This window comes from Flagellimonas algicida, assembly GCF_049629585.1.
Taxonomy (GTDB): Bacteria; Bacteroidota; Bacteroidia; order Flavobacteriales; family Flavobacteriaceae; genus Flagellimonas.
The window spans coordinates 119,303-145,637 of sequence record NZ_JBMYIX010000003.1; the positions used below are offsets into that span (position 1 = coordinate 119,303).

The following is a 26,335-nucleotide window of genomic DNA, read 5'->3' on the forward strand; positions in this document are numbered from 1 at the left end:
GCTCAATTGCAGCCCTTTGTTGGTGTATTGGCCTGTTAATTTCGCCTCAATGCCTTAAATCCTGAATAGATTTCTAATGCTGTTGAAGTTAGTTTGCTGTCTGGAATACTAGTTGTGAAATTATGATCACTAAGTAATTTGTTGGATTCATCAAAGAAAATATCACCAACCTCATCAATACGCTCAATGTCGAAATTAAAAATAGAACATAGGACATCTGTATAGTCTGGTTCATAGTTTTCCGGCCCAAATCCAATTTGCATCAAGTTATTATGTAGTGCATATTGCTTAATGTAGGATTTAATCAAAATGATTGCTTTAGTTATTTCCATGTCAAATAGTTTATATTAATTGTAGTGAATCCAAATGTTCGCATACTATATCAACCGTTGAGGAAATATCATACAGTTCGCCTATGCCTTGATTTACTCCATCGATATTTACCTCCAAATAGGATAAAAACCCTTTAACTCCCTTTAGGTCAATATTTCCGCTTTTGTCATAGCAATGACGGCGTTTACGCTGTAAATCGATTAGGTAGGCATTTTTCAGAAGGTTTTCTCTTTCAAGGATTCTCAATTCCTTTTTGATGGTTTGGGTTGATCCATAATCCTTTAGTTTTTCCAAGGACTTGTTAATCTGTTCTGTGTTCATATAGAAGGTTTTAATGTTACTCGTTTGATGCCTTGGGGACTATTTCCAGATTGGACACTTTCTTGGCCTTTTGCTTTTCAAGTTCAATGAACCTCATCCATTCATCCTTGTAATCCGTTCCCTTTTTGCCGATATAGTTCAAGAAAGATTTTTCCGTGGCATGGCCAGTTACTTGCATTATAATTGGGGTCGGCATTTTTCCGTACATATTGGAACAGTAGGAACGCCTGCAAACATGGCTTGCCAATAGTTGCCATTTTGGGTATGAACCTAATTTTTTACGGTTTGTTTCCGGGTCGTTCAAAATGCCCTCTGTTGGTTGGTGTAATTTGGCCTTTTCCGCAATGGTCTTGATATGGTCGTTGAACTTGACCAAGGATATTTTTCGAGGCCACCCAGATTCAATGATTTCCTCAACCTCTGGAAGTATGGGGATGGCAACCTTTTTGCCTGTTTTTTGTTGTACCAGTTCAATATATCGAAAACCCTCTTTTTCCTTGATGTTGTTTTCCGTGAGGTTCAAAAGGTCATTGCCCCTTTGCCCGATCCAACAACCCAGTAAAAGCCATTTACGGGCGTTCCTTTGTCCATCGTGCAAAAGGTTGGCCTTTTTGATTTTGTCAAGTTCGTCAGGGGCCAGGAAAATAATATGGTCGTTCTTTAGTTGGCTTGCATCTATCTTCTTCAATTGGGGAGAGGTCTTTATGTCTGCAAGTTGGGCATCATAACAAACCGTCTTGAGGTTTCCCATCATTCTTTGCGCGTACCCCTTGCCGTACTTTTTGTCCTTCAACATGAATGAAAGGAACTTTTTGGATAGGGGTACATTGACCTCTTTGACTTTGATTTGGATATTGCCCTCAAACTCCATCCAGATTCGTTTTAAGGCCTTGTAATCGTTTATTCTTGATTTGGACAACCCAATACCTCCCTTTTGGTTCTTTCTCACCTCAGCATCTTTAATGATGCTTTCAATGGAGTCAATGACAAATTCACTTTGCCCAGAAGCGGAAACCCTGTCGAAACATCTATCAATTTGATGCTTTAACCAATCGTTGTTCACTTTTGATCCATTGGATTGGGTATCATTAAAGGCATCAAGGATATACTTTTCGAGTTTTATAAGGTCGTTCTTGATTTTTCTTTCAGGGGCAAGTATGGAATGCTTAAACTGTCCATTGTTTATTTCCTTCCCGTTCTTCTTTGTGAAAGACCAAAATTCTTTTCGTGTGTAAAATCCTGTCGGGGCTTTTAGGGTCGTTCCCCTTCCTGCTGAAAGTGAAATCCTGATGGATGAGTTTTCGGGCTTGCCGGATAGGGAATATTTAATGGTTGCCATTGTGTCTGCATTTGAACACTACCAAAATAACCTTATTTTTTTAAATTGTCAACGTTTTGTCAACCAATTTAATTAAGTATAATATCATTTTAGATTGTTTTAAACCTTTAATATTCCTTATAAAGTATTGTAAATATTGTATTTATAGGCTTTATGCTTAGTTTGATTGTGATTGTTGAGGTTTGCCAATTGTGGGGTTTATACTCCCTTCACCCGCACTGAAAGCTAAGGCCTATTCGATGGAAAACATTGTCTAGGTCTTTTTTTATTCCCTGAATTTCCGAGCATAACTTGAAAGACCACTCCCCGAAAATGGTTAATTTTGGGTGTCTGCCATGGAAGAAATAGAAAACATATTGGAAAACAAACTGGTCCGCCCCACGGCCATGCGGATGTTGGTCTACCAATACTTTATGGGCCAGGATGCAGCAGTTTCATTGACGCATGTGGAAAATGCCTTTGATAAGGCAGATCGCACCACTTTATACCGCACCTTGAAGGTTTTTGAGGAGAAGGGCGTGGTGCACCAAATAGATGATGGTACGGGCACCAAAAAATACGCGCTTTGCGAACCTGGCTGCAATTGTGAATTGGAGCAGGACCTTCATCTACACTTTCATTGCGCCCGTTGTAATGAGACGGTTTGCTTAACAGAGCATAAGATACCGCATATCAATCTTCCCGAAGGCTTTGTGGCCGAGGACGCCAATGTGGTGCTCAAAGGTCTGTGCGATAAATGCAGCGAAAAATAAATGCACTTCCGTTGCATGGCTATTTTGGTGAACTTGCACCCATATGGCACAAAAGAAAAAAATTCAACCGCAAAATTTAGACCACGACCATAATCACGATCACTGTTGTTCCGGGGAGACCTCAGATTTTAGGACCTACCTGCCCGCACTTTTCAGTTTTGTAATGCTCCTATTGGGTATAACCGCGGATTATTTTGACAGTTTTCCATTTTTTAAGGGATGGATGAGGATAGTCTGGTATGTAATCGCCTATTTGCCCGTAGGATTTCCGGTAGTAAAACAAGGATGGAACAGTATCAAAAGAGGGAACTTCTTCACGGAGTTTTTCCTGATGTCCATAGCCACGCTGGGGGCATTTGCCATTGGGGAATATCCAGAGGGTGTTGCGGTCATGGTGTTCTATGCTGTAGGGGAATTGTTTCAGGAAGCCGCTGTAAAACGTGCCAAGGGAAATATAAAGGCCTTGTTGGATGTGCGCCCCAATGAAGCCTTGGTGTTTCGGGATGGGAATTTTATTGCGGTAAACCCGGAAATGGTGCAGATCGGGGAGCGCATTCAAGTACGTGTTGGGGAGAAAGTGCCCTTGGATGGCGTGTTGCTATCTTCCAAGGCATCTTTGAATACCGCGGCCATAACCGGTGAAAGCAAACCCCAGACGCTTCAAAAGGATGAAGAGGTGTATGCCGGAAGCATTAATTTGGATGGCGTGATAGAAGTTCGGGCAACCAAAGTGTTCAAGGATAGCTCCATAGCACGGATTTTGGAAATGGTGCAACATGCCACCGCGCGAAAATCAAAAACAGAACTTTTCATCAGAAAGTTTGCCCGAATCTACACCCCCATTGTGGTTTTTCTGGCCATTGGACTTACGTTTCTGCCGTACTTTTTTGTGGGCGAATATGTGTTTGGGGATTGGTTGTACAGGGCTCTGATATTTCTGGTGGTGTCCTGTCCCTGTGCATTGGTCATATCCATCCCTTTGGGATATTTTGGCGGATTGGGTGCTGCATCTCGAAATGGTATTCTTTTTAAAGGGGCTTCTTTCTTGGATGCGGTGACAAAAGTAAATACCGTGGTGATGGATAAAACCGGAACCGTGACCAAAGGCGTGTTCAAAATAAAAGAGGTGGTGATCTATGCTCCAATGCAGGAAAATGATTTTATGAAATACCTTATGGCCATGGAGAGGCAATCCACCCACCCCATTGCTAAAGCTATCATGGAATATAAGCTTAAAGGTGAAGCATATACCGCCACCGAGGTTGCCGAAATTGCAGGAAAGGGCTTGAAAGGTTTGGTGAATGGAGAATCCGTATGGGTTGGGAACAGGGCTTTGATGGTTTCAAGCCATATTGAGGTGCCTCAGGAAATGGATGATGTGGTAGAGTCCATGGTCTTGGTGGCCATTGAAGGTCGTTTTGCCGGATATGTCATCATTGCCGATGAGCTTAAGCAGGATGCCCATGAGGCCATTCAACAACTACGGAAGGCAGGTGTCCCAAAGATCGGGATGCTTTCCGGGGATAAAGATTCCATCACCCAAAAACTGGCCAAGGAACTCCAACTGGATTGGGCCAAGGGAGGATTGCTTCCCGAAGATAAACTCAAAGAGGTGGAACAGCTCAAGAAAGACCCAGATGCCAAGGTGGCCTTTGTGGGCGATGGCATCAATGATGCTCCCGTGCTTGCTGCAAGTGATGTGGGGATGGCCATGGGCGGTCTGGGCAGTGATGTAGCCATTGAAACCGCCGATGTGGTCATCCAGACCGATCAGCCCGGCAAGATAGCCAAGGCCATAAAAATTGGACGATCCACCCGCAAGATCGTTTGGCAGAACATTGCATTGGCATTTGGTGTGAAGGCATTGGTCCTTATTTTGGGTGCCGGTGGACTTGCCACCATGTGGGAAGCTGTCTTTGCCGATGTGGGTGTGGCCTTATTGGCCATTCTAAATGCGATTAGACTACAGCGTATGGAATGGAAATGATGTGCTTCAAGTCATTGATTCCCTTCGGATGAAACAGATGAAAAGTTCCATTAAAAAGTAAAAGAGAAGGTCTGTTTGGGTATTGATGTTGCAAAAAGATGAAGAAAAAATTCTTACAGGAAATGCATGGGTAGGCATTGCATATCAATGTGGTTTTGTATCTTTAGGTTGATACGATTTTTACCTTAGTTATTGGATGTGAGGTGATAAAGGGTTTAAAAAGAAAAAGGAAAGGGGACGTTTTCTTATGAAAATTGATATTTGTCAATTTCGTATCATTGTTTTTCTTACATCATATCGACAATAATTCCCTTCAAAAAATGTTCTCATAGTCGTGAGCTATCGTTTTTTTACGATATTTAACATGAATTACCAAAAAACCAAACTAACTGTTATTACTACCAAATCATGTACAAGGAAATTTATTTGGTCGATGATGAAGACCTAGTGAACACCGTGAATACAATCCATTTTAGAAAACTGGGATTGGAAGATAGGATCAAAAGTTTTACCAATCCAGAATTGGCTCTCGATGATCTTCGGTACAGGGAAAACCCAAATATCAAAACATTGATTCTCCTCGATATTAATATGCCAGAAATGAGCGGCTTTGAGTTTTTGGAATTTATGGATCTGGAAAGCTTTCCGGATACCAATGAGGTGCTCTTGGTTACCTCTTCAGAATCCGATGCCGATCGTGAAGAAGCCGATAAGTATAAAAAATACGTAAAGGAATTTATTACCAAGCCCTTGCGTATTGAGCATTTGGAGGAATATCTACAGGGTTCGTTCAATGCCTGAACGGTTCGGCAAAATATGACCCGAAATGCCCAATGACACAGTTCCCTCTGTGAAAATACGCAGCCTTGAAAGAAAAGCAGGTTAGGATCAATAATGACAAGGAAGCCTTAAAAGCAAAGAATGATGCTATTTGGGCCATGGATAAGAACTTCCTATTAACGGCTTTCAACAAAGCGTTCAAGGAAAGATTCAAAAAGGAATTTCAGGAGGACCCCCATGTAGGTATCAATTTAAGGGCCTATTATAAAAAGAGCATTTTTTTCAGGACTTGTGAAAAGGGCTGTGAGAGGGCTTTGGACAGATATGCCACTTCGGCAAGACAATCTGTTGGGGTAAATGAAGATGCAGAGGTCATTGAATTTTTCTTTCAACCTTATATGGATACATCTGGGGAGGTTGCCGGATGTTGTATATGGCAAAAATGTCTATCCCATGAGGTCGAGAATATTCTGAGGCTAAAGGAAAGTGAACGAAAATACAAAGAGACCCAGGCCATTGGAAATGTAGGTCACTGGAGTTGGGACATGATCAAGGACGAAATCACATGGTCCGACCAAATTTTTAGTATCCATGGTCAAGTGCCCGGAAAGTTCGAAGCTACCTACGCGGCCTTGGTGGAATTGATCCATCCGGAAGACCGCGAAGCCTTCAATGAAGATGTACATCGGTGCATCAATGAAAAACTGCCACATGACTCAACCAATAGAATCATTGTGGGCGATGGGGAGATTAGGTACGTACAGCACAAAGGGCGAGCCTTTTATGATGCCAATGGCAATCCAACAGGGATGGCGGGAATTACCCGTGATGTGACAAAGGATATATTGGCCAACCAACAAATTGTGCAACAGAACAATGAGTTGCAGAATTTTATCAGGATCATTTCCCACAATCTCCGGGGGCCCATATCCAACCTGTTGATGCTGTCCAAAATCTACGATTGGGGCAAGGATGAAATGAACGATGATATTGTACGTAAAATAGAGCAGACCACCGAGGCTTTGGACCAGACCATAAAAGACCTTAGCCTTTCCCTTTCCTTGAAGAATGCGGAAAAGGAACAATTCAGGGACATTGCACTGACTGATGTTATGAAAGACGTGGATGGGCTTCTGGCCGAGGAGATAATCGAGTCAAAAGCAATGATCCATACAGATTTTTCCAAGGCTGGAACGGTTTTGGGGCTAAAGGGATACTTGGTCAATATTGTGTACAACCTAATCTTGAATGCCATCCACTATGGTAAGGAAGGTGTCTCCCCAGTGATTGAAATCAATACCAAGGAAACAGATGATACCATTACTTTGCAGGTTTCAGACAATGGTATTGGAATGGAACTCACCCCTGAGCGTGAAAGGAAAATTTTTGATTTGTACGGTAGGTTGAGCGGCGTTACCGAAGGAAAAGGGTTGGGACTGTATTTGGTAAAGACCCAAGTGGAGGCCATGGAAGGGAAAATTGAGGTACGGAGCCAGAAAGACGTGGGAACCACCTTTGCCATCCACTTTAAAAAATAAGCCTAGGAATTCATGCCGGAAAAAGGCAGGCGGTTTACATCCACATTGCCGCCAGAGATGATGATTCCGATTTTTTTGCCTTTTAACAACTCTTTTTCCTTGAGTGTGGCCGCAAAGGCCACGGCACTTGAGGGCTCACAGACAATTTTTAGTCGCTCCCAAAGTATCTGCATGGCAGCAACAATTTCATCTTCGGTTACCCTTGTGATGTGGTCCACATAACGCTGGATAATGGGAAAATTTCTATCTCCCAGATGTGTCCTCAATCCATCTGCAATGGTATTGGTGCTGATATTGGTTTCAATGGTCCCACTTTTTAGCGAACGATAGGCATCATCGGCTTCCAAGGGTTCCCCGCCAATCACCTTACAGGAATTTCCAAAATAATGTGCGGCCAAAGCAGTTCCGGCAATCAGTCCACCGCCACCAACAGGGGCAAATACGTAATCCAGCTCCGATTGTTCTTCCAAGAGTTCCTTGCAGGCGGTTCCCTGCCCCAAGATTACGGCATCGTCATTGGAGGGGTGTATAAAAGTAGCCCCTAGTTCTTCTTCTATTTTTTGGGCTTCCTTTTCCCGGGCTTCCAACGTGGATTCGCACTCAACCACGATGCCTCCATACCCCTTCACAGCATTTTTCTTGACCTGGGGAGCGCTTTTTGGCATCACAATAAAAGCTTTAACCCCTAAACTCTGAGCTGCTAAGGACAAAGCTTGGGCAAAATTACCCGAAGAATGCGTCACAACACCCTTTTGCTGCAGGGCTTTGGGAAGTTGCATAATGGCATTGGCGGCACCCCGCATCTTAAAGGCCCCCATTCGCTGAAAATTTTCACACTTGAAGAAAACGGATGCCCCAACCATTTGATCAATAAGTCGGGAAGTGAGAACGGGAGTATTATGGATAAAAGGTTTTATCCGTTCATGGCACTCCTGAAGTTGCTTTTGGTCCATACGACTGCTTTAGAGGGAAACCGAATGGTAAATATAGGCAGGCGAAGGCAATTTAGGAAGAAGGTACCGAGTGCTCTTTGGCCTTGGTTCTTGGGGAACTTCCTTCCATGCCCAATTCAGGAATGACCAACAAGGGGATTTGGGTATGGAAAGCAGTCCTTTTTACGATAGGTTCCCGGGTCATTTTTTCCATATAGCTGTGCTGGTAATTTAGCATGGCCAACAAATGGATGTCCAGCTCTTTGGAGAAGATTTCCAAGGTCTGTGAAACAGAATTGAGCTCGGATACCGTATGTACGTAATGTTCCACATCTTTAAGGTAGCGGCGGAGCATGTTTAGGTTGAATTGCTGTAATTCGGACAAAGCCTTGATGCCGTACTGTACGTGTACAATCCGTATGGTGGCCCTGAACATTTTGGCCATATCCACCAAAGGTGCCAGTTCCGAAGTGGTGTAAAATCGATTGAAATCCGTTGCAAATGCAATTTCAGTGGGGGCCACAAACCCAAAATTTCTGGGAATGGCCAACACGGGACATTTTTTAACGCTCTTTATAATGCGTACCGTATTACTTCCCATGAACACCTCATCTACGCCGGAAGCTCCCTTGGTGCCTGTAATCACCAAATTGATGCTGAACGCATCCACAATCTCCTTTATCTCTTCGGTCAAAAGATTGAAGGAAGAAATGGTCTCAAACTCATGATTTGGATTGTTGAATTTCTTTTGGATACGCTCCACGGTTCTTTTCAACCCCATTTCAGAGGAATCCCGTAAGGCGTCCTCAATGCGCACACCATCTACCATTTTGGCCATAAATCGGCTGCTGGGAATCACCGGGGTATAGGTATTCAAAAAATAAAATGTGCACGGTTTGTTGCGAAACAACTGCATGGCATACACTATGGCGTTCCATGCGTTTTCTGAAAAATCCGTAGGTATGAGAATCTTTTGCATCTGGGCAGCGATTAATGTGAGGTAAAATTATATTCGCAGCCTCGGTGATACTATGATAATTGTCAGGTTTTAAGAGGAGCTTAAAATCCTTCGACCATATCCTGGAGTTTTTTTTCGTCCTTGATGCCGATTTTCTTTCCAGACGTATGGATGAGTCCCTTTTTCTTGAATTCGGAAATAATACGGATAGCAGATTCGGTGGCCGTTCCCACCACGTTGGAAATATCCTCACGGGAAAGGGTCAGGGCCAAGAACCCATCTTTGTCCTCACCAAAATTGTTCTTCAAGTATAGGATGGCCTCCGCAATGCGTTGCTTTACCGTTTTTTGGGAGATGTTCACAATCACATCATCAGCCTCTTTAAGATCATGGGCCATATGACGTAGAACCTCCAAAGTGAAGTTTGGATTTTTTTGAAGCGTATGGGTAATGGTCTCTTTTGGAATAAAGCAAACCTCCATGTCACTGACCGCAATGGCTGAAAGGTTGGTGTTTTCCTGGGCAATGACCGATCGTTGTCCAATGACCTCCCCTTTCGAAGCCAGTTTTACAATCTGATCCTTGCCATTGGCGCTGAGTTTGGAGAGTTTGGAAACTCCGTTACGGACGCAGTATACCCCATTGAGCTTATCGCCCTCCTCAAAGAGAGATTCGCCTTTTTTCAGGATTTTGGTGGTTTTGGAATCGGAAACTTGTTTCAATTCTTCCTTGCTCATCGCGCGCAACGAATTGAATTGTCTTATGATACAATTTTCACATCTACTTTCCATACCAAATTATTTACCTGACCTCCCAAATTTAAGGCTTATAATTTTATAGGCTACTGATAAATGTCATATTTTTAGGAAGAAGAGTATTACAAATTTGCACTAGGTAAAGCAAATGTAAATGGCAAACACAACCTGTTATCATTGTGGGGATGAGTGCGGAAAAAATGGGGTGCAGTTTGACGAAAAGGAGTTTTGTTGCAACGGTTGTAAGACCGTCTATGAAATATTTTCGTCCAATGGTCTGTCCACATTCTATGAGATAGAGGCCAAGGCCGGGACCACACCCAATGAATTGCGCGGTAAGTACAATTTTCTGGACAACCAGGAGATTGTGGAAAAGCTGGTGGAATTCAATGAAGAGGGGGTACAGGTGGTCAGTCTGATGATTCCTTCCATACACTGTAGTTCCTGTATCTGGGTGCTGGAAAACTTAAACCGTCTGCATCCCGCGATTACGGTATCGCAGGTCGACTTTCCCAAGAAAACCATCCGGGTTACCTATAAAACTGGGGATTTCTCATTAAAGGCCCTAGTGTTGTTATTGGGGAGCATAGGGTATGAACCCAATATATCCTTGGAGACTCTGGAGGGTAAAAAGAATACGGTAGACAGGTCACTTATCTACAAATTGGGGGTTGCCGGATTTGCCTTTGGCAACGTAATGCTACTTTCCTTTCCTGAATACTTTGAAGTGGAGGAGTTTTGGTTGGATCAGTACAAGGGAGTGTTCCGTTGGTTGATGTTCGCCTTCTCCCTGCCCGTTGTATTTTATGCGGCGCAGGATTACTTTGTTTCCGCCTACAAAGGGCTTCGCTCCAAACTGCTGAACATAGATGTGCCCATTGCCTTGGGAATCTTGGTGCTTTTTCTGCGAAGTACCATGGATGTGGCCTTGGATTTGGGTTCTGGCTTCTTCGATAGCCTAACGGGTCTGGTTTTCTTTTTGTTGCTGGGGAAATTCTTTCAGCAAAAGACCTATGCCTACCTATCTTTTGAGCGGGACTACAAATCCTACTTTCCCATTGCGGTGACCCGATTGGGTACGGATGGAAAGGAAGAGGATATCCAGATATACAAAATAAAGAAGGGTGACCGTATTCTGATCCGAAGTCAGGAAATTATTCCTGTGGACTGTATCTTGATCAAGGGCACGGCCGAAGTGGATTATAGTTTTGTGACGGGGGAATCCCAAGCGGTTTTCAAGGAATCTGGGGAAAAACTTTTCGCCGGGGGCAAACAACTATCTGGAGTTTTGGAAGTGGAGGTGCTCAAATCCGTATCACAAAGCTACCTGACCCAGTTGTGGGGAAATTCCGTTTTCTCAAAAGACAAAGCAAGTCAGTTCCAGACCCTCACGGACCGCATTGGCAAACGCTTTACCATTGCTGTGCTCACCATCGCATTTTTGGCAACGGCATTTTGGTTGTACCATGATTCCAGTATGGCACTCAATGTGTTTACAGCGGTGTTGATCATAGCCTGTCCTTGTGCCATTGCACTGGCAGCCCCTTTTACGTTGGGGAATATGCTTCGCATCTTTGGAAAGCACAGATTTTATCTAAAGAACACCAATGTCATTGAGCGATTGGCCCAAATAGACATGGCCATTTTTGACAAGACAGGGACTTTGACCACCACGAAGCGCGAAACTATTTTGTATGAAGGGGTAGAATTGACAACGGAGGAGACTGCCTTGTTGAAGACCACACTTAGGGCCTCCAACCATCCGTTGAGCCGTTCTTTATACGATATCCTGAAATCCAACGCCATTATGACCCTGGATGAGTTCCAAGAACATACGGGTAAGGGTATCGAGGGTAGGGCCAATCAGCATTCCATAAAAGTGGGATCGGCCACCTATGTGGGAAAAGAAACAACCGCGGAATTGGCCAATACGGCAGTCTATGTAAGCTCGGATGAGGATGTTAAGGGTCGATTTGTATTCAAGAACACTTATCGGGATGGCGTAAAGGAAATCTTTGCGGACTTGGCCTCCTACATGGAAGTGGGAATCCTTTCTGGGGACAATGACGGTGAAAGGGAGCAACTGGAAAAGATACTTCCATCCCAAGCGCAACTGCTATTCAATCAGAAACCGGAGGATAAATTGGAATATATCGGGAAAATGCAGAAATCCCATCAGGTACTCATGGTTGGGGACGGATTGAATGACGCCGGGGCACTGGCCCAGAGCAATGTTGGGGTGGCCGTTTCGGAAAATGTCAATGTGTTCTCGCCAGCCTGTGATGGCATTATGGATGCCTCAAGTTTGGGCAAGCTGCCCACCTTTATGCAACTGTCCAAAAAATCCATTCAGGTCATCAAGTTGAGCTTTATGCTCTCTTTGTGCTACAATATTGTAGGGCTGTACTTTGCCGTAACAGGTCAATTACAACCTGTGATAGCTGCTATTTTGATGCCGTTGAGTTCCATCAGTATAGTGGCTTTTACAACCGTTTGCACCAATATTTTGGGCAAAAGATTAAAATAAGACGAAAGCTGACATATGTCATTTTTTGCGCAGCGTCACCATAGTAGTTTTACGCCTAAATTAGGATAAGGTATGAGTGTTATTTATGTTTTACTGGCCATCAGCATCTCGGTTGCCGTCTGCTTTTTTGCCGCTTTTGTGTTTTCGGTGAAAAAAGGACAGTATGATGATGTGTATACCCCTTCGGTACGGATGCTTTTTGATGATGAGCTTCGCAAGGATACGGACAATCCCGATCAGAATAAAAAACAAATCAAACAAACAGAAAGTACAAACCAATAAATATGGAAATTCAACAGTTTCGCTACGATAACAAAATCGTGCAAAAGTTCTTGTACGCCACCATGCTTTGGGGCGTTGTAGGTATGGCCGTGGGGCTTTTATTGGCCTTCATGTTTTTATTTCCCAATGTCACGGATGGCATTTCGTGGTTGAGCTTTGGGCGTTTACGTCCGTTGCACACCAATGCGGTCATCTTTGCCTTTGTGGGAAATGCCATTTTTGCTGGAGTCTATTATTCCACCCAGCGTTTGCTAAAAGCCAGGATGTTCAGTGATGCCCTGAGCAATATCAACTTCTGGGGCTGGCAATTGATCATTGTGGCGGCGGCCATTACGCTCCCGTTGGGGTACACTACCTCCAAGGAGTATGCTGAGCTCGAGTGGCCCATTGACTTGGCCATTGCCGTGGTTTGGGTGGTTTTTGGTTGGAACCTTATCGGGACCATCCTAAGACGTAGACAACGACACCTGTATGTGGCCATCTGGTTCTACTTGGCCACCTTTGTAACTGTTGCGGTATTACATATTTTCAATAGTTTGGAGCTGCCCGTGTCAGCATTGAAGAGTTACTCCGTTTATGCCGGGGTACAGGATGCTTTGGTACAGTGGTGGTACGGACACAATGCGGTGGCCTTTTTCTTGACTACGCCCTTCTTGGGATTGATGTATTACTTTGTGCCCAAAGCGGCCAATAGACCCATCTATTCCTATCGATTGTCCATAGTACACTTCTGGTCGTTGATATTCATTTATATCTGGGCTGGGCCTCACCACTTGTTGTATTCCTCACTGCCCGATTGGGCCCAAAATCTTGGTGTGGTCTTTTCTGTAATGTTGATAGCACCTTCTTGGGGAGGTATGATCAATGGACTATTGACCTTAAGAGGTGTTTGGGATAAGGTTCGAAGTGATGCCACCCTGAAGTTTATGGTAGTGGCCATTACAGGATATGGTATGGCCACCTTTGAAGGTCCCATGCTTTCCCTGAAAAATGTGAACGCCATTGCCCACTTCAGTGATTGGATTATTGCCCACGTACACGTTGGGGCGTTGGCCTGGAACGGGTTCTTGACCTTTGGAATGATCTATTGGTTGGTTCCCAGAATGTTCAAGACCACCCTATACTCCAAAGGATTGGCCAACTTCCATTTTTGGATAGGTACCTTGGGTATTGTGCTCTATGCACTGCCCATGTATGTGGCTGGATTTACCCAAGCCTTGATGTGGAAAGATTTCAACCCAGATGGAACCTTGGTATACGGTAACTTCTTGGAGACGGTTACCCAGATCATCCCCATGTATTGGATGAGGGCCATAGGAGGTAGTTTGTACATTTTGGGTATGTTCGTGTTGCTGTACAATGTGGTACAGACCATCAGGTCAGGTAGCAAGGTAGAGGACGAATTGGCCGAAGCACCCGCCTTGGAGCGTGTGTCCAAAAAACGTGTGGCCGGGGAAACCTTCCACAACTGGTTGGAGAGAAAACCTGTGCAATTGACCATCTTGGCCACCATTGCCATTTTGATCGGTGGTATCGTACAGATTGTCCCAACCATTTTGGTGAAGTCGAACATCCCAACCATTACCAGTGTAAAACCATACACCCCATTGGAGTTGGAGGGACGTGACCTCTATATCCGGGAAGGATGTGTGGGCTGTCACTCCCAAATGGTAAGACCCTTCAGAAGCGAGGTGGAACGCTATGGTGAATATGCCAAGGCCGGAGAATTTGTGTATGATCACCCTTTCCTTTGGGGAAGTAAACGTACAGGGCCCGATTTGTTGAGGGTCGGTGGAAAGTATTCGGACAACTGGCACTTGAACCATATGTACGATCCGCAAAGTACTTCCGCAGGGTCCATTATGCCCGCCTACCAGTGGTTGGTGAAGAACGAGCACGATCGTAGTGGGGTCCAATCCAAAATGGAGGCCATGGTCAAATTGGGAGTGCCTTATACAGATGAGGATATTGCCAATGCTCCACAATCCATGGCAGAACAAGCAGAGCAGATAGAGAAAAATCTATATGCCGATCCTGAATTTGTGAAGACCTATGAGGCCGATAAGAAATATGCGGAGGAAAATGGTGAGGACTTTGTGGAAATGAAAGATCGTGAGATTGTGTCACTCATAGCCTACCTACAACGTTTGGGTACGGATATCAAGATCAAGGAAGCAGAATAACTGTTATCAGAAAATAAAGAGTAAAAAGAAATCATGAATCAAGAGTCAAGAAGCAAGACTAAAATTAAAATGACTTTAAAGTCTTACGTATTGATTCTTGTCTCTATAATCTAACATAACCATGTTGAAATTTGTAAAGAACCATATGGAAACTATTGAAGGGGTGGCCAACTACCCCATGATTTCCCTCTTGATCTTCTTCGTGTTTTTTGTACTTCTCTTTTGGTGGGTGTTTACCGCCTCCAAAGAGCATGTGAAGGAGATGGGAGAATTGCCATTGGACCATAACGATCAACACAACAAACTATAATATTATGAGCACAAGAACACCCTGGTGGATACGCGTACCCGTACTCTTCTTTCTAATCTTCGGATTGATGGAGTACTTTATAGACTCTGGTGATAAACCAGCCATCATTGAATACCCCATCACGCAGTTTTTCCTGCTTTTGGTGTTGATGATTCTCATCGCCATTGAACTTATCCTGAGTTCCATTGAGAACATCATGTTCCAGACCCTTAGTGAAGAAGGTAAGGAGAAGTACCTCGCCAGTAAGAACAGGAAATTGGAGTGGAAATGGGCCAAAAACCTGTATCAACGCCTAACCAAGACCAAATCCATAGAGCGTGAAGGGGAAATCATCATGGACCACAACTATGATGGAATCCGGGAGTTGGACAACGTATTGCCACCTTGGTGGGTATACCTTTTCTATGGTACCATTGTTTTTGGAGTTATCTATCTGGTCAGGTTCCATGTTGTTGGGGAGTATACCCAAGCGGAGGAGTATGACCAAGAAGTGGCCGCTGCCAAAATTGAGATTGAAGAGTACAAGAAAAATGCCAAGGATTTGGTGGATGCCAGTACGGTAGAATTGTTGACAGACGCATCTGATTTAAGTGCAGGGGAAAAGATTTTTACCACTAGCTGTGTGGTTTGCCATATGGCTGATGGTGGTGGGGGAATTGGCCCCAACCTGACCGATGATCATTGGATTTTGGGTGGAGGCATCAAGAATGTGTTCAATACCATTTCAGAAGGAGGACGTGATGGTAAGGGAATGGTGGCCTGGAAGCAAAGCTTCAAGCCCGCAGAGATAGCCCAGGTGGCCAGTTATGTGATAAGCTTGGGAGGAACCACTCCCGCCAATCCAAAAGCCCCTGAAGGCGATGTTTGGGTAGATCCGGATGCACCGGAACCTGCACAGACCCAACCTGAGGAGCAGGTTTTGGATTCCACCAATGTGGTAATGGAGTAAGAACAGGGCCTGGAAAACAATAGGTTTTCGCCAAATAAAAATGCAATGGAAGAGAATTTTAGGGACTCCATAGGAACCATTTCCGAAGAGGGTAAAAGGGCATGGGTCTTCCCAAAAAAACCAAGTGGACACTATTACGATTATCGTAAGTATGTCAGTTATGCGCTATTGGCCTTTTTGGTGGCCGCCCCTTTTATCAAGATCAATGGACACCAATTTTTGATGTTCAATGTGTTGGAACGACGTTTCAATATCTTTGGACTTCCATTTTGGCCCCAGGATTTTCACCTGGTGGTGGTCTCCATGATCATAGGAGTGGTCTTCATTGCACTTTTTACCGTGGCCTATGGCCGTATTTTTTGCGGATGGATGTGCCCCCAGACCATCTTTTTGGAAATGGTCTTTCGGAGAATCGAGTATTGGATTGATGGTGACCGTGGAGCCCAGATGCGATTGGACAAGTCGCCCTGGAATGGCCGGAAAATTAGAAAACGCTTGTTGAAATGGATCATCTTTTTCATCATCTCTTTTTTGATAGCCAACGTCTTTTTGGCCTATTTGATCGGTAGCGATAGATTGATTCAGTATATCACCGAAGGTCCAATGGCCCATTTGAGCACCATGGTACCCTTGTTGATTTTTACAGGAGTGTTCTACTTTATTTTTGCGTGGTTCCGGGAACAGGTCTGTATCATTGCCTGTCCGTATGGAAGACTCCAAGGTGTTTTGTTGGATGATAAATCCATTGTTGTGGCCTATGATCATAAACGCGGGGAAGGCGAGAATGGCCGCAAAAAGTTCCGAAAAAATGAAGATAGGAATGCGCTGGGCCATGGCGATTGTATAGATTGCTTCCAATGTGTGAATGTATGCCCCACAGGAATAGATATCCGTAATGGCACCCAGTTGGAATGTGTTAACTGCACCGCCTGTATTGATGAGTGCGATCATATCATGGAAAGCATAGACAAGCCCAAAGGCTTGATTCGGTATGCCAGTGAGGATGAAATCGTGAACAACAACAAGTTCAGGTTCACGCCCAGAATGAAAGGATATACAGCCGTTCTTGCCGTACTCATTGGAATATTGATTGGGATGCTCTTCCTTCGAAACGAGGTGGAAGCGAACATACTTCGCTTACCCGGACAATTGTATGAGCGCAAGGAGAACAATATGATCAGCAATGTGTACACCTACAAGTTGGTGAACAAGACCACCAAGGATATTGAGAATGTATCCTTTAAATTGATTTCGCACAGGGGAACCATCAAAATGGTGTCCCAGGATACCTTCACGGTGCCAGCGGAAGAACTTACCGAAGGTACTTTGTTTATAGAGATCAATGCTTCGGAACTGACCGGGGACAAAGACAAACTGAAGATAGTGGTCTATAGTGGGGATGAGGTCATTGAGACCACCACCACCCAGTTTTTGGCACCAAGAAGTTACAATTAGGGAGTTGTTGAATAGAATAGTAAGCCTAAAAGGATAAAAAGATGAAGATAAATTGGGGAACTGGAATTGTATTGGCTTTTATAGGGTTTATCACTTTCATCCTATACTTTGTATTTCGGATGAGTACCGATGATAGGGTCAACCATGATCTGGTCACGGAGGAATACTACAAAAAAGAACTTAGCTATCAGCAAGATATCGATGCTTCCAAAACAGCTCAGCAAATGGATGCCGTCCTACGGGTGGAAAAATCACCTGAAGGGGTTGTGATTTTCTTTCCCGAGCAGTTCGACCCCCAAAAGATAACAGGAAAAGTGTCCTTGTACAGACCGTCCAACAAGCGTTTGGATACTGACTTTCCCATAAGTTTGTCCAAAACACATTTGCTCATACCTGACAACAGCTTGGTGGGCGGTCGATGGGACATTACCGTAAATTGGCAGTACGAGGGTGACACCTTTTTTCATAAACAGAAATTGATCTATTAAGCTATGTTGTCATCTGCATTGGTATTGGGGTTGTTGGGAAGTCTGCACTGCTTGGGCATGTGCGGCCCCATAGCTTTTATGTTGCCCTTGGACCAGCAGAACACAGTTAAGAAAACAGCTCAACTGTCCATTTACCATGCAGGAAGGCTCATGGCCTATGGGGTCATTGGAATGCTCTTTGGGGTTTTGGGCAAGGGACTGTCCCTGTTTGGTATGCAGCAAAAATTATCCATCGCCATAGGCGCCATCATGATTTTGTTGGTCCTGATTCCAGGAAGATATCTCAATGGGCATAAGTTTTTACGGCCTATCTACTCCTTATTGGGCAAGGTAAAAGCAAAGTTGGGTACGGAACTCAAGAAAAAGACCCCCGATGCTTTTCTGACCATAGGTTTCCTAAATGGTTTTTTACCCTGTGGATTGGTTTACATGGCCGTATTGGGCGCCATTGCATTGGGAAGTCCGTTGCAAGGTGGACTGTACATGGTCTTGTTCGGACTGGGTACGGTGCCCTTGATGAGTCTGGTGGTCTTTTCCAAAGGATGGATGGGAAACTCGTTCAAGTTTCGTGTGCAAAAGTTGATTCCGGTATTTGTGGTGATCATAGGGGTACTTTTTATCATCCGTGGACTAGGGCTGGGCATTCCCTATGTTTCCCCCAAGCCAGTGCCCACCAACTTGGCTTCGGCCACCATAGAGTGCCATCAGCCTTAAATCCATAGAACAATAAAGAATAAGAATTTGGTTGGGCAAGAATTGTCCAACCTAATAAATCAATCATATGAAGATAACATCTGCAGAAGAAGCGGTACAGATCATAAAATCGGGGGACAAAGTATTTTTTCAAGGCGCGGCCATGACCCCCAATGTACTTATTGATGCCCTTTGCGATAGATACGAAGAGCTCAAGGATGTAGAAATAGTGTCCATCCATACCGAAGGGGAGGCTAGGTATACCCAAGCCCCCTGCAATGAAAGTTTTCGGTTGAACAGCCTTTTTGTAGGAGGTAATGTCCGCAACTTTGTCAATGGTTTTAAAGGGGATTATGTCCCAATTTTCCTTAGTGAGATCCACTTGTTGTTCCGAAGGAATATCATCGATTTGGATGTGGCCTTCATTCAGGTTTCCCCGCCGGACAAGCATGGATATTGTTCTTTGGGGGTTTCGGTGGATGTGACCCTTCCCGCCATTGAAATGGCCAAAAAAGTGGTGGCGCAGATCAATCCAAGAGTACCTAGGACGCATGGGGATGGTATTATCCATATCAGCCAAATTGATCAGGCCGTTGAGGTGGACCAACCCATCCATGAGCATGAACAAACAAAGATTTCAGGCTTGGAGCTTCAAATAGGGGGGCATGTGGCTTCTTTGATTGAAGATGGGGCCACCTTGCAGATGGGGATAGGGAACATTCCCAATGCCGTGTTGTCCAAACTGGGTAATCATAAGCGATTGGGAATCCATACCGAAATGTTTTCCGATGGGGTTTTGCCCCTAATAGAGCAAGGCATTGTTACGGGAGAGGAGAAAAAGGTGAAACAAGGCAAGGTGGTAAGCTGTTTTGCCGTGGGGTCCAGGAAATTGTATGATTTTATCGATGACAATCCCTTGTGCCACTTTAAGGAGGCAGCCTATACCAATGACACGGCCGTAATCAGAAAGAACCCAAAAGTTACAGCGATCAACAGTGCCATTGAGATTGATATTACTGGACAGATTTGTGCAGATACCATTGGAAGCAGACAATTTTCCGGGGTAGGAGGACAAATGGATTTTATTCGGGGGGCTTCACTTTCAGATGGGGGGAAACCCATTTTTGCCATGCCCTCAATTACAAATAAAGGGGTTTCCAAGATTGTGCCCTACCTGAAGCAGGGAGCTGGAGTGACCACCACACGCGCCCACGTGCATTATGTGGCCACGGAGCATGGGGTGGTGAACCTCTATGGTAAAAATTTGAAACAACGGGCACAGGCCTTGATTTCCATTGCCCATCCAGACCATAGGGAGGCATTGGAGAAGGCAGCATACGAACGGTTTAATGGATGATCATGGAACCCCATAAAAAAAAGAGGCTGAATTTATCAGCCTCTTTTTTTTGGAATTATGTGATGTAATCGGTTAGATTTTAAAGGTCATGACGGGGGCTTTGGAATGGTTGGCGATATCCTCTCCAATACTTCCCATAAAGAAATGGGAAAGCCCTCTTCTTCCATGGGTTGGGATGCCCACCAAATCGGCACAGACCTTTTCACTATAATTGAGTACCCCTTTTTCTACGGTGTAGTCATCGTGGATCTCTACCTGAAGTCCCAAATTGGCTTCTTTAAGGAATTTGGTGATTTTGGCATAGGCATCATCTGTGCTCAGGAACTCATCACCGGGTGTGTTTACATAGACCAAGAGAAGCTCGGATTTGAGCAATTTTGCCATTTCCGCGGCCTTTTTTACCACGGGAATACTTTCCTCGGCAAAATCACAGGCAAAGACAAATCGCTCTGCGCGAAACTCCTCAACCTCGCCTTTGATGACAAGAACAGGTACATTAGCGGTACGTACTACCCGTTCCGTATTGGAGCCGATAAAGATTTCTTCCAGACCGTCTGTACCGTGCGATCCCATAACGATGAGGTCCGCATTGTGTTTTTCGGCGACTTCGTTCACCTCGCTGAAAACTTTGTAATGTTTGATCACGGGTACGACCTTAACGCCCTTCAAATAGGGTTTGTCCAAGAACTCGGCGAACCTTTTCTCCCCTATTTTGATCAAATGGACCACCTGTTCCTGGGAAATATAGCCGGATTCGGTCATAAGGGCCGGGGATAGTTCCAACATATGCAGCACCAATAGCTCTGCGTCGTTTTTCTTTGCGAGGGAGGCCGCTACTTTGAGTGCCCGCTCGGACTGTTTTGAAAAATCAATGGGTACGATTATGCTTTTCATTTTTTTCTTTTTTAGGTTAAACGGTCATGGAAAATACTCGTGTATCTGGCTGTTTTCGGTGTAGTTTTACATCAAATGCCATGCTGATGTTCCGTATAAAGGGTCGTCCTTTTGGGGTTACTTGGATACTGTTTTTTCCGATTTCAATAAGTCCGTCAGCATCCATTTCCATCAGGTTTTCAATGATTTTTTTGAAATCGACCACTTCTTCTTCCTCCTTGGTCCAAGAGGTCTCAAACTGGCACATAAGGTTAAGGATATGCTGTCTCACAATCTCGTCCTCTTGGTTAAGGATATGTCCCCTAAAAATAGGGATAAGTCCGTGGGATACCAAATGTTGGTACTCCTCAACACTTTTTACATTTTGGGCAAATCCGTACCAGCTATCACTGATGCTGGAAACCCCTAGGCCAATCATTAATTTGGTCTTGGAAGGGGTGTAGCCCATAAAGTTTCTATGCAGGGTGCCGTTGGTAAGGGCGGTATACAAATTGTCCGTAGCGAGGGCAAAGTGGTCCATACCCACATCTTTGTATCCAAACTCCGTGAGCATTCTTTTGCCCATTTCGTATTGTGCTTTTTTCTCCACGGATGAAGGCAGGTCTTCCTCTTTATAGCCCCGCTGTCCATTGCCTTTCAGCCAAGGCACGTGGGCATAGCTGTAAAAGGCGATCCTATCAGGTTGTAAGGCCTTGGTTTTAATGATGGTCTCTTCCACATGGGCACAGTCCTGAAAGGGAAGGCCGTATATGATATCGTGGCCTACTGAGGTGTAGCCAATTTCCCGGGCCCAGTCGGTCACGTTCTTTACATTTTCAAAAGGCTGAATCCTGTTGATGGCCCTTTGCACGGTTAGGTTGTAATCCTGCACACCGTAGCAGACCCTTCTGAACCCTACATCAAAAAGGGCCTGTAGATGTGCTTTTGTGGTATTGTTGGGATGTCCCTCAAAACTAAATTGGGCATCTGCTGCTTTTTTGGCCTGTGAAAGAATGCCTTTGACCAACTGGGTCAAATGTTCGGGTGAGAAAAACGTAGGTGTGCCTCCACCCAAGTGCAATTCTTTTATGGTCGGTTTGGTTCCAAGAAGTTCAACATACAACTGCCATTCCTTTAAAACCGATTTGATATAGGGCAATTCCACTTCATGTCTTTTGGTGATGCGTTTATGGCATCCGCAGAAGGTGCACAGGCTTTCACAAAAGGGGAGGTGTATATACAGGCTTATCCCTTCCTCAGGGTTTTCCTGGAATGCCTTCAATACGCTGGATTTCCATTTTTTGCCCGAAAAACTCTCCAAATCCCAATACGGTACCGTGGGGTAACTGGTGTATCTGGGGCCGGGGACATTATACTTCTGAACTAATTCACACATAACTACATACCTTTGGATTATAGGTCAAAATTAGAAGTGCTCCTTGGGATAAAACATGATAAATGTCAGTCTGTCCCCAAATCCCAACATGACAACCATCATATTTTGTGCGTTATGGCCTTTGTAGTTTTAGGGAATCCGGAAGGAGTTAATTTTCAGTGTAATGGGAGAGCATATCAGCAAAAGTGTATTTGACGGCGAAGAGCGGAAGGCCTTCGTTCGGCATTTGATTGATGATGTTAAGGCTCTCGAAATTCTCTTGGAGCGGGGTTTGGTGGAAGATGATGTGGTGCGAATTGGCGCGGAACAGGAAATGTGCTTGGTGGATGATGAATTTAGACCCTCCCCAAAATCGCTTGACATCATTGAGACCATAGATGATCCACATTTTACCACGGAGTTGGCGAACTATAATTTGGAGGCCAACCTCGACCCATTTCCTTTGGAGAAGGAGTGTTTTCAAAAAGTGGAACGGCAGTTGGGTCAGTTGTTGGATAAGGCCAAGGCAGCGTCTAAAGAACATCAGAGTAAAGTTGTACTCACGGGAATCCTTCCCACCATTGGTAAGGAAGAGCTTGGTATGGATTACATGACGCCTATCCCCAGATACTATAAGCTCAATGATACCCTAAAGATGTGGCGGGGCGATGATTTCAGTGTAAGGATCAGGGGAGTGGATGAGCTGTCCATCCATCATGATTCGGTGTTGTTTGAAGCCTGTAACACCAGTTTTCAATTGCACTTGCAAGTGGCCCCTGAGGATTTCATCAAAAGCTACAATTGGTCGCAGGCCATTGCCGGTCCTGTATTAGGGATATCCTGCAATTCCCCCCTTCTGTTGGGCAAGGAACTTTGGAAGGAAACCCGAATCGCCCTTTTTCAGCAGAGTTTGGATACCCGAAAGTGGTCCCATGCCGTGAAGGAGCAAGTGGCCCGGGTAGGGTTTGGGGAACATTGGCAAAAAGGCTCGGTGGTCAACATCTTTAAGGAGGACATTTCCACGCACCGTATTGTTCTTACCAAACCGATTGGGAAAAGCGCATTGCAACTCTTGGAGGAAGGAAAAATACCCAAGCTCGAGGCGTTGAACCTGTTCAACGGGACCGTATACCGCTGGAACCGTCCTTGTTATGGCGTAGGCAATGGCAAACCCCATGTTCGCATAGAGAACAGGTACATTCCAGCAGGGCCTTCAATGATCGATCAAATGGCCAATTTTGCTTTCTGGGTCGGATTGATGGAAGGTAGGCCCAAGGCATATGATGATTTACCCAATGTTATGGATTTTAAAGAAGTGCGGCAGAATTTTATAAATGCCGCACGAAATGGAAGACAGGCCCAGTTTTCTTGGCAGGGAAAGAATATGACTTTAAAGAAATTGATCAAGAATGAGCTATTGCCCATTGCCCATAAAGGATTAAAAAAGCATCAAATAAATGAAAATGACATCAATAGGCTTTTGGGGATTATCGAGGCCAGGGTAAATGGCCCCACAGGTGCTGAATGGCAAATAAACAATTTTAGGCGATTGCGGAAACAAATGAAGCTGGACAGTGCCTTGGTACAATTGACAAAAGCCCAGTTTGAGCAACAACAAAACAATGTTCCCGTGCATCAATGGCGACCGGTGCAGGGAATTGTACAAAAAAGGGAGTCGTTTCAGCGGGTAGGCCAGATCATGTCGACCCGGCTCCTGAAAATGTACGGGGATGACTATGCCAATCTAGCGCTTTCCATTATGCAGTGGAACAACATTCACCACCTTCCCGTGGAGAACACCAAAGGTGAATTGGTGGGGTTGTTGACATGGAGCCATATCGACCAAATGAAAACATTGGATAAAACCGAGGCCCGGGTTTCAGACATTATGATCAAAAAAGTAATTACCGCGACGCCAAAGACGGAGATCGAGACCGCTAAAAAGATGATGCAAGACCATCAAATTGGTTGTTTGCCTGTCTGCGAAGGGAGCAGCTTGGTAGGAATCATCAGTAAAGTAGACTTATGAGTAAGTCCGTGGCGTACAGCGAAGCCCTGGGCCAGACCTTGGAGGTGGACCGAATCATGGACCATATCAAGGGGACGGACAGTGGTCCCACAGTGGTCTTCTTTGCGGGAATCCATGGCAATGAACCTGCGGGAGTATTTGCCTTAAAAGAGGTTTTGGATGAAATAAGTGCTCAAAAGACCAAAGTAAACGGTGAAATATACGCCATAGCAGGAAACCTTGGGGCGCTTGGCAAGAATGTACGCTTCCAAAAGGAGGACCTTAACCGTATCTGGACTCCCGAGCGAATGGATTGCAGTTTTTCCGATGTGGTGGAATGCTCCGATGAGGAGAAAGAACTCTTGGAAATTCGTAAAGTACTTTTCAGGATTCTTGAAGAGGGCAAGTCCCCTTTTTATTTTATGGACCTGCATACTACCTCCAGTGATACGACGCCCTTCATGGTTTTGAACGATAGCCTGCTGAACCGTAACTACGCCGCAAACTATCCTTTGCCCATAATTTTAGGGATAGAGGAATATTTGGAAGGGGCCTTGTTGAGCTACATCAATGAGTTGGGTTATGTGTCACTGGGTTTTGAAAGCGGTCAGCACAATGATATAAAAGCCATCCAGAACCATGCGGACTTTATTCGGTTTTCGCTGTATTTGACTTCTTCGGTCCAAGCTTCGGAAAAGGAGCAAGCGGATTTGTTCAACCATATCAAACAAACCAATGGAACCGTGGCGCAGCGGTTTTATGAGATTTATCATGAGCATAAAATAGCTCCCGGGGATAATTTTAAAATGTACCCCGGATTCATTAACTTTCAGCATGTTCCCAAAGGTGAGTCAATAGCCGTATACAACGGTGAAATCGTGAAGGCCAATAGGCATAAGCAGATTTTTATGCCCCTGTACCAAGATCAGGGCAGTGAGGGATTTTACTTTATCCGGGTAATTCCTAAAATATGGTTGCAGATTTCACGGGAATTGAGGCGGTTTAAGGTAGATCACCTGTTGGCAAAGTTGCCCGGGGTGCGGTGGAAATCCGATCAAAAGGACACCCTTGTCGTGAATCAGCGGATAGCCCGGTATATGGCACGATCGTTTTTTCATTTGTTGGGGTATAGGGCTAGAAGGTTCAATGAAGACCATTTGGTGGTCAAAAACAGGGAGAGAACCTCAAAAACCAAGATGTATAAAAATACCCCTTGGTTCTGATTTAAGGCGGTAAACAGTGGGGCAAAAGCCACAAATATGACTTCTATCATATTTTAGCTCATGCTCCCCATCTAATTTTGGGACAAGAGTTAGTTGACATTTTAAATTTTTTGGTATGAGCAGTATACATAAAATATTGATTCCTTTTGATTTTTCGGAAGCCTCGTTGAATGCATTGGAATACGTGGCCAATTTTGTGGGTCCCGAACGTCCCATAACCATTTTGGCCATGTACGTTAGTGCAATGCCCATAAGTCTTTCGGAAGAGGATGAACTCAAGGAAGATTTTTCAAACGTCCTCAAAGGCATGGACGTTAGGTTAAATATTGAACCCGAATTCCAAACCGCTACAGGCAAGATGATCAGTACTATTTTGGCAGCACAAAAATCCAGTGATGCTGACTTGATCATGATGGGTACCATGGGAGATAAAATCACCGATGAGGCCATTACCAATACCTCAAGATTGGTTTTGGATGCCGATTGCCCTGTGATTTCCATTCCCTATGGCTGTGGTATCAAGGAGCCCAAGGATATTGCCCTGGTCATGGGGGGGGAGTTGATCGACAACAAAAAACTTTTGGATACTTTGTTGGACATAGCACGCACTTTTGACTCAAGAGTGCACGTACTTACCATCTATAAAGAATCCATTTATGAGGAGCACTCCACGGCCGATAGTACCGAAAACTCATTGGAATACTATTTGGAGCACTTTTATGTGGAGCATACGTTCAATAAAAACCAGGATGTGGAAGAAGGTATTTTCAACTACATCAACGAGAAGAAAATCGACCTTTTGGTTATCCTGCCAAGGAACCATGCCCAGAACAGTACCCCTTCTGAAGGCCGATTGACAAAGCTGCTGACCCTGCATTCCGAAATTCCGGTTTTGGCTTTGGATTGATGGCATTGTA

At 44.6% G+C, this 26,335-nt stretch carries 24 protein-coding genes; 16 read left to right on the forward strand and 8 right to left on the reverse strand.

The annotated features are described in order from the left end of the window. Positions 1-35 precede the first annotated feature (35 nt). The 3 genes from ACPD8L_RS14375 to ACPD8L_RS14385 are packed head-to-tail and all read right to left on the reverse strand — an operon-like array spanning position 36 to position 1,993. Positions 36-332: a hypothetical protein gene (locus ACPD8L_RS14375; protein ID WP_423944049.1), complete on the reverse strand. Its 297-nt coding sequence runs from the start codon at positions 330-332 to the stop codon at positions 36-38. Positions 333-342: 10 nt separating this feature from the next. Beyond that, positions 343-654 carry a hypothetical protein gene (locus tag ACPD8L_RS14380; RefSeq protein WP_423944052.1) on the reverse strand — a complete coding sequence of 104 codons (312 nt, stop codon included), beginning with the start codon at positions 652-654 and terminating at the stop codon, positions 343-345. A 16-nt stretch (positions 655-670) separates the two neighbouring features. Then, positions 671-1,993 carry a phage integrase SAM-like domain-containing protein gene (locus tag ACPD8L_RS14385; protein WP_423944054.1) on the reverse strand — a complete coding sequence of 441 codons (1,323 nt, stop codon included), beginning with the start codon at positions 1,991-1,993 and terminating at the stop codon, positions 671-673. Between the two features lie 335 nt (positions 1,994-2,328). Between ACPD8L_RS14385 and ACPD8L_RS14390 the strand changes: the two genes are divergently transcribed. The 4 genes from ACPD8L_RS14390 to ACPD8L_RS14405 all read left to right on the forward strand — a co-directional run bounded on the left by ACPD8L_RS14390 (position 2,329) and on the right by ACPD8L_RS14405 (position 7,050). After that, on the forward strand, positions 2,329-2,745 hold the full coding sequence (locus ACPD8L_RS14390; RefSeq protein ID WP_293303301.1) for a Fur family transcriptional regulator: 417 nt from the start codon (positions 2,329-2,331) through the stop codon (positions 2,743-2,745). Positions 2,746-2,788: 43 nt separating this feature from the next. After that, a complete protein-coding gene (locus ACPD8L_RS14395) occupies positions 2,789-4,732 on the forward strand; it encodes a heavy metal translocating P-type ATPase (protein WP_423944057.1) in 1,944 nt (647 codons plus the stop codon). A 408-nt stretch (positions 4,733-5,140) separates the two neighbouring features. Further along, positions 5,141-5,533 carry a response regulator gene (locus ACPD8L_RS14400; RefSeq protein WP_116217131.1) on the forward strand — a complete coding sequence of 131 codons (393 nt, stop codon included), beginning with the start codon at positions 5,141-5,143 and terminating at the stop codon, positions 5,531-5,533. A 65-nt stretch (positions 5,534-5,598) separates the two neighbouring features. After that, positions 5,599-7,050: a sensor histidine kinase gene (locus tag ACPD8L_RS14405; RefSeq protein ID WP_423944061.1), complete on the forward strand. Its 1,452-nt coding sequence runs from the start codon at positions 5,599-5,601 to the stop codon at positions 7,048-7,050. Between the two features lie 2 nt (positions 7,051-7,052). Here ACPD8L_RS14405 and ACPD8L_RS14410 read toward each other — a convergent pair whose 3' ends face one another. The 3 genes from ACPD8L_RS14410 to ACPD8L_RS14420 form a co-directional block, all read right to left on the reverse strand. Continuing rightward, positions 7,053-8,003 (reverse strand): threonine ammonia-lyase, encoded by a 951-nt coding sequence (locus ACPD8L_RS14410; RefSeq protein WP_423944064.1) that lies wholly within the window; start codon positions 8,001-8,003, stop codon positions 7,053-7,055. A gap of 52 nt (positions 8,004-8,055) precedes the next feature. Further along, positions 8,056-8,961, reverse strand: a complete 906-nt coding sequence (locus ACPD8L_RS14415) for a universal stress protein (protein WP_116217134.1) — start codon at positions 8,959-8,961, stop codon at positions 8,056-8,058. A gap of 80 nt (positions 8,962-9,041) precedes the next feature. Beyond that, entirely contained in the window at positions 9,042-9,731 is a 690-nt protein-coding gene (locus ACPD8L_RS14420) for a Crp/Fnr family transcriptional regulator (protein ID WP_152132462.1), read from the reverse strand. 118 nt (positions 9,732-9,849) lie between these two features. Between ACPD8L_RS14420 and ACPD8L_RS14425 the strand changes: the two genes are divergently transcribed. The 9 genes from ACPD8L_RS14425 (at position 9,850) to ACPD8L_RS14465 (ending at position 19,939) form a co-directional block, all read left to right on the forward strand. After that, complete coding sequence (locus tag ACPD8L_RS14425; RefSeq protein WP_423944068.1) at positions 9,850-12,222, forward strand: heavy metal translocating P-type ATPase; 2,373 nt, start codon at positions 9,850-9,852, stop codon at positions 12,220-12,222. A gap of 72 nt (positions 12,223-12,294) precedes the next feature. Continuing rightward, the gene (gene ccoS / locus ACPD8L_RS14430; RefSeq protein WP_116217137.1) at positions 12,295-12,504 is read left to right on the forward strand and encodes a cbb3-type cytochrome oxidase assembly protein CcoS; all 210 of its coding nucleotides are present in this window, start codon (positions 12,295-12,297) and stop codon (positions 12,502-12,504) included. Between the two features lie 2 nt (positions 12,505-12,506). Continuing rightward, positions 12,507-14,687 (forward strand): cytochrome-c oxidase, cbb3-type subunit I, encoded by a 2,181-nt coding sequence (ccoN, locus tag ACPD8L_RS14435; protein WP_423944071.1) that lies wholly within the window; start codon positions 12,507-12,509, stop codon positions 14,685-14,687. A gap of 121 nt (positions 14,688-14,808) precedes the next feature. After that, entirely contained in the window at positions 14,809-14,997 is a 189-nt protein-coding gene (locus ACPD8L_RS14440; protein WP_116217139.1) for a CcoQ/FixQ family Cbb3-type cytochrome c oxidase assembly chaperone, read from the forward strand. A 4-nt stretch (positions 14,998-15,001) separates the two neighbouring features. Continuing rightward, positions 15,002-15,946 (forward strand): cbb3-type cytochrome c oxidase N-terminal domain-containing protein, encoded by a 945-nt coding sequence (locus ACPD8L_RS14445; RefSeq protein ID WP_116217140.1) that lies wholly within the window; start codon positions 15,002-15,004, stop codon positions 15,944-15,946. Between the two features lie 45 nt (positions 15,947-15,991). Further along, entirely contained in the window at positions 15,992-17,401 is a 1,410-nt protein-coding gene (gene ccoG / locus ACPD8L_RS14450; RefSeq protein ID WP_423944074.1) for a cytochrome c oxidase accessory protein CcoG, read from the forward strand. 41 nt (positions 17,402-17,442) lie between these two features. Further along, the gene (locus ACPD8L_RS14455; protein ID WP_421810789.1) at positions 17,443-17,889 is read left to right on the forward strand and encodes a FixH family protein; all 447 of its coding nucleotides are present in this window, start codon (positions 17,443-17,445) and stop codon (positions 17,887-17,889) included. Positions 17,890-17,892: 3 nt separating this feature from the next. After that, positions 17,893-18,603 (forward strand): sulfite exporter TauE/SafE family protein, encoded by a 711-nt coding sequence (locus ACPD8L_RS14460; protein ID WP_421810790.1) that lies wholly within the window; start codon positions 17,893-17,895, stop codon positions 18,601-18,603. A gap of 67 nt (positions 18,604-18,670) precedes the next feature. Further along, positions 18,671-19,939 carry an acetyl-CoA hydrolase/transferase family protein gene (locus ACPD8L_RS14465; protein ID WP_423944078.1) on the forward strand — a complete coding sequence of 423 codons (1,269 nt, stop codon included), beginning with the start codon at positions 18,671-18,673 and terminating at the stop codon, positions 19,937-19,939. A 72-nt stretch (positions 19,940-20,011) separates the two neighbouring features. On the opposite strand, the gene ACPD8L_RS14470 is transcribed toward ACPD8L_RS14465, so the two are convergent. Both ACPD8L_RS14470 and hemN read right to left on the reverse strand, forming a co-directional pair. Next, positions 20,012-20,833 (reverse strand): universal stress protein, encoded by an 822-nt coding sequence (locus ACPD8L_RS14470; protein WP_116217145.1) that lies wholly within the window; start codon positions 20,831-20,833, stop codon positions 20,012-20,014. Between the two features lie 16 nt (positions 20,834-20,849). Continuing rightward, positions 20,850-22,208 carry an oxygen-independent coproporphyrinogen III oxidase gene (gene hemN, locus ACPD8L_RS14475; protein WP_423944082.1) on the reverse strand — a complete coding sequence of 453 codons (1,359 nt, stop codon included), beginning with the start codon at positions 22,206-22,208 and terminating at the stop codon, positions 20,850-20,852. A 163-nt stretch (positions 22,209-22,371) separates the two neighbouring features. Here hemN and ACPD8L_RS14480 point away from each other — a divergent pair, with 163 nt between their 5' ends. From ACPD8L_RS14480 to ACPD8L_RS14490, 3 genes are all read left to right on the forward strand, one after another. Beyond that, entirely contained in the window at positions 22,372-24,216 is a 1,845-nt protein-coding gene (locus ACPD8L_RS14480; RefSeq protein WP_423944085.1) for a glutamate-cysteine ligase family protein, read from the forward strand. Next, positions 24,213-25,418: a succinylglutamate desuccinylase/aspartoacylase family protein gene (locus ACPD8L_RS14485; RefSeq protein WP_423944088.1), complete on the forward strand. Its 1,206-nt coding sequence runs from the start codon at positions 24,213-24,215 to the stop codon at positions 25,416-25,418. Before ACPD8L_RS14480 ends, ACPD8L_RS14485 begins: the two co-directional genes overlap by 4 nt. Before the next feature lie 115 nt (positions 25,419-25,533). Next, positions 25,534-26,325, forward strand: a complete 792-nt coding sequence (locus ACPD8L_RS14490; RefSeq protein WP_421810795.1) for a universal stress protein — start codon at positions 25,534-25,536, stop codon at positions 26,323-26,325. Positions 26,326-26,335: the final 10 nt, after the last annotated feature.

Coding starts and splice junctions, on each gene's coding strand:
- ACPD8L_RS14390 (WP_293303301.1), top strand. CDS start 2,329: ATGGAAGAAATAGAAAACATATTGGAAAACAAACTGGTCCGCCCCACG.
- ACPD8L_RS14380 (WP_423944052.1), bottom strand. CDS start 654: ATGAACACAGAACAGATTAACAAGTCCTTGGAAAAACTAAAGGATTAT.
- ACPD8L_RS14415 (WP_116217134.1), bottom strand. CDS start 8,961: ATGCAAAAGATTCTCATACCTACGGATTTTTCAGAAAACGCATGGAAC.
- ACPD8L_RS14465 (WP_423944078.1), top strand. CDS start 18,671: ATGAAGATAACATCTGCAGAAGAAGCGGTACAGATCATAAAATCGGGG.
- ACPD8L_RS14490 (WP_421810795.1), top strand. CDS start 25,534: ATGAGCAGTATACATAAAATATTGATTCCTTTTGATTTTTCGGAAGCC.
- ACPD8L_RS14425 (WP_423944068.1), top strand. CDS start 9,850: ATGGCAAACACAACCTGTTATCATTGTGGGGATGAGTGCGGAAAAAAT.
- ACPD8L_RS14460 (WP_421810790.1), top strand. CDS start 17,893: ATGTTGTCATCTGCATTGGTATTGGGGTTGTTGGGAAGTCTGCACTGC.
- ACPD8L_RS14420 (WP_152132462.1), bottom strand. CDS start 9,731: ATGGAAAGTAGATGTGAAAATTGTATCATAAGACAATTCAATTCGTTG.
- ACPD8L_RS14395 (WP_423944057.1), top strand. CDS start 2,789: ATGGCACAAAAGAAAAAAATTCAACCGCAAAATTTAGACCACGACCAT.
- ACPD8L_RS14400 (WP_116217131.1), top strand. CDS start 5,141: ATGTACAAGGAAATTTATTTGGTCGATGATGAAGACCTAGTGAACACC.
- ccoS (WP_116217137.1), top strand. CDS start 12,295: ATGAGTGTTATTTATGTTTTACTGGCCATCAGCATCTCGGTTGCCGTC.
- ACPD8L_RS14470 (WP_116217145.1), bottom strand. CDS start 20,833: ATGAAAAGCATAATCGTACCCATTGATTTTTCAAAACAGTCCGAGCGG.
- ccoG (WP_423944074.1), top strand. CDS start 15,992: ATGGAAGAGAATTTTAGGGACTCCATAGGAACCATTTCCGAAGAGGGT.
- ACPD8L_RS14385 (WP_423944054.1), bottom strand. CDS start 1,993: ATGGCAACCATTAAATATTCCCTATCCGGCAAGCCCGAAAACTCATCC.
- ACPD8L_RS14480 (WP_423944085.1), top strand. CDS start 22,372: ATGGGAGAGCATATCAGCAAAAGTGTATTTGACGGCGAAGAGCGGAAG.
- ACPD8L_RS14445 (WP_116217140.1), top strand. CDS start 15,002: ATGAGCACAAGAACACCCTGGTGGATACGCGTACCCGTACTCTTCTTT.
- ACPD8L_RS14375 (WP_423944049.1), bottom strand. CDS start 332: ATGGAAATAACTAAAGCAATCATTTTGATTAAATCCTACATTAAGCAA.
- ACPD8L_RS14485 (WP_423944088.1), top strand. CDS start 24,213: ATGAGTAAGTCCGTGGCGTACAGCGAAGCCCTGGGCCAGACCTTGGAG.
- ACPD8L_RS14440 (WP_116217139.1), top strand. CDS start 14,809: ATGTTGAAATTTGTAAAGAACCATATGGAAACTATTGAAGGGGTGGCC.
- ACPD8L_RS14410 (WP_423944064.1), bottom strand. CDS start 8,003: ATGGACCAAAAGCAACTTCAGGAGTGCCATGAACGGATAAAACCTTTT.
- ccoN (WP_423944071.1), top strand. CDS start 12,507: ATGGAAATTCAACAGTTTCGCTACGATAACAAAATCGTGCAAAAGTTC.
- hemN (WP_423944082.1), bottom strand. CDS start 22,208: ATGTGTGAATTAGTTCAGAAGTATAATGTCCCCGGCCCCAGATACACC.
- ACPD8L_RS14455 (WP_421810789.1), top strand. CDS start 17,443: ATGAAGATAAATTGGGGAACTGGAATTGTATTGGCTTTTATAGGGTTT.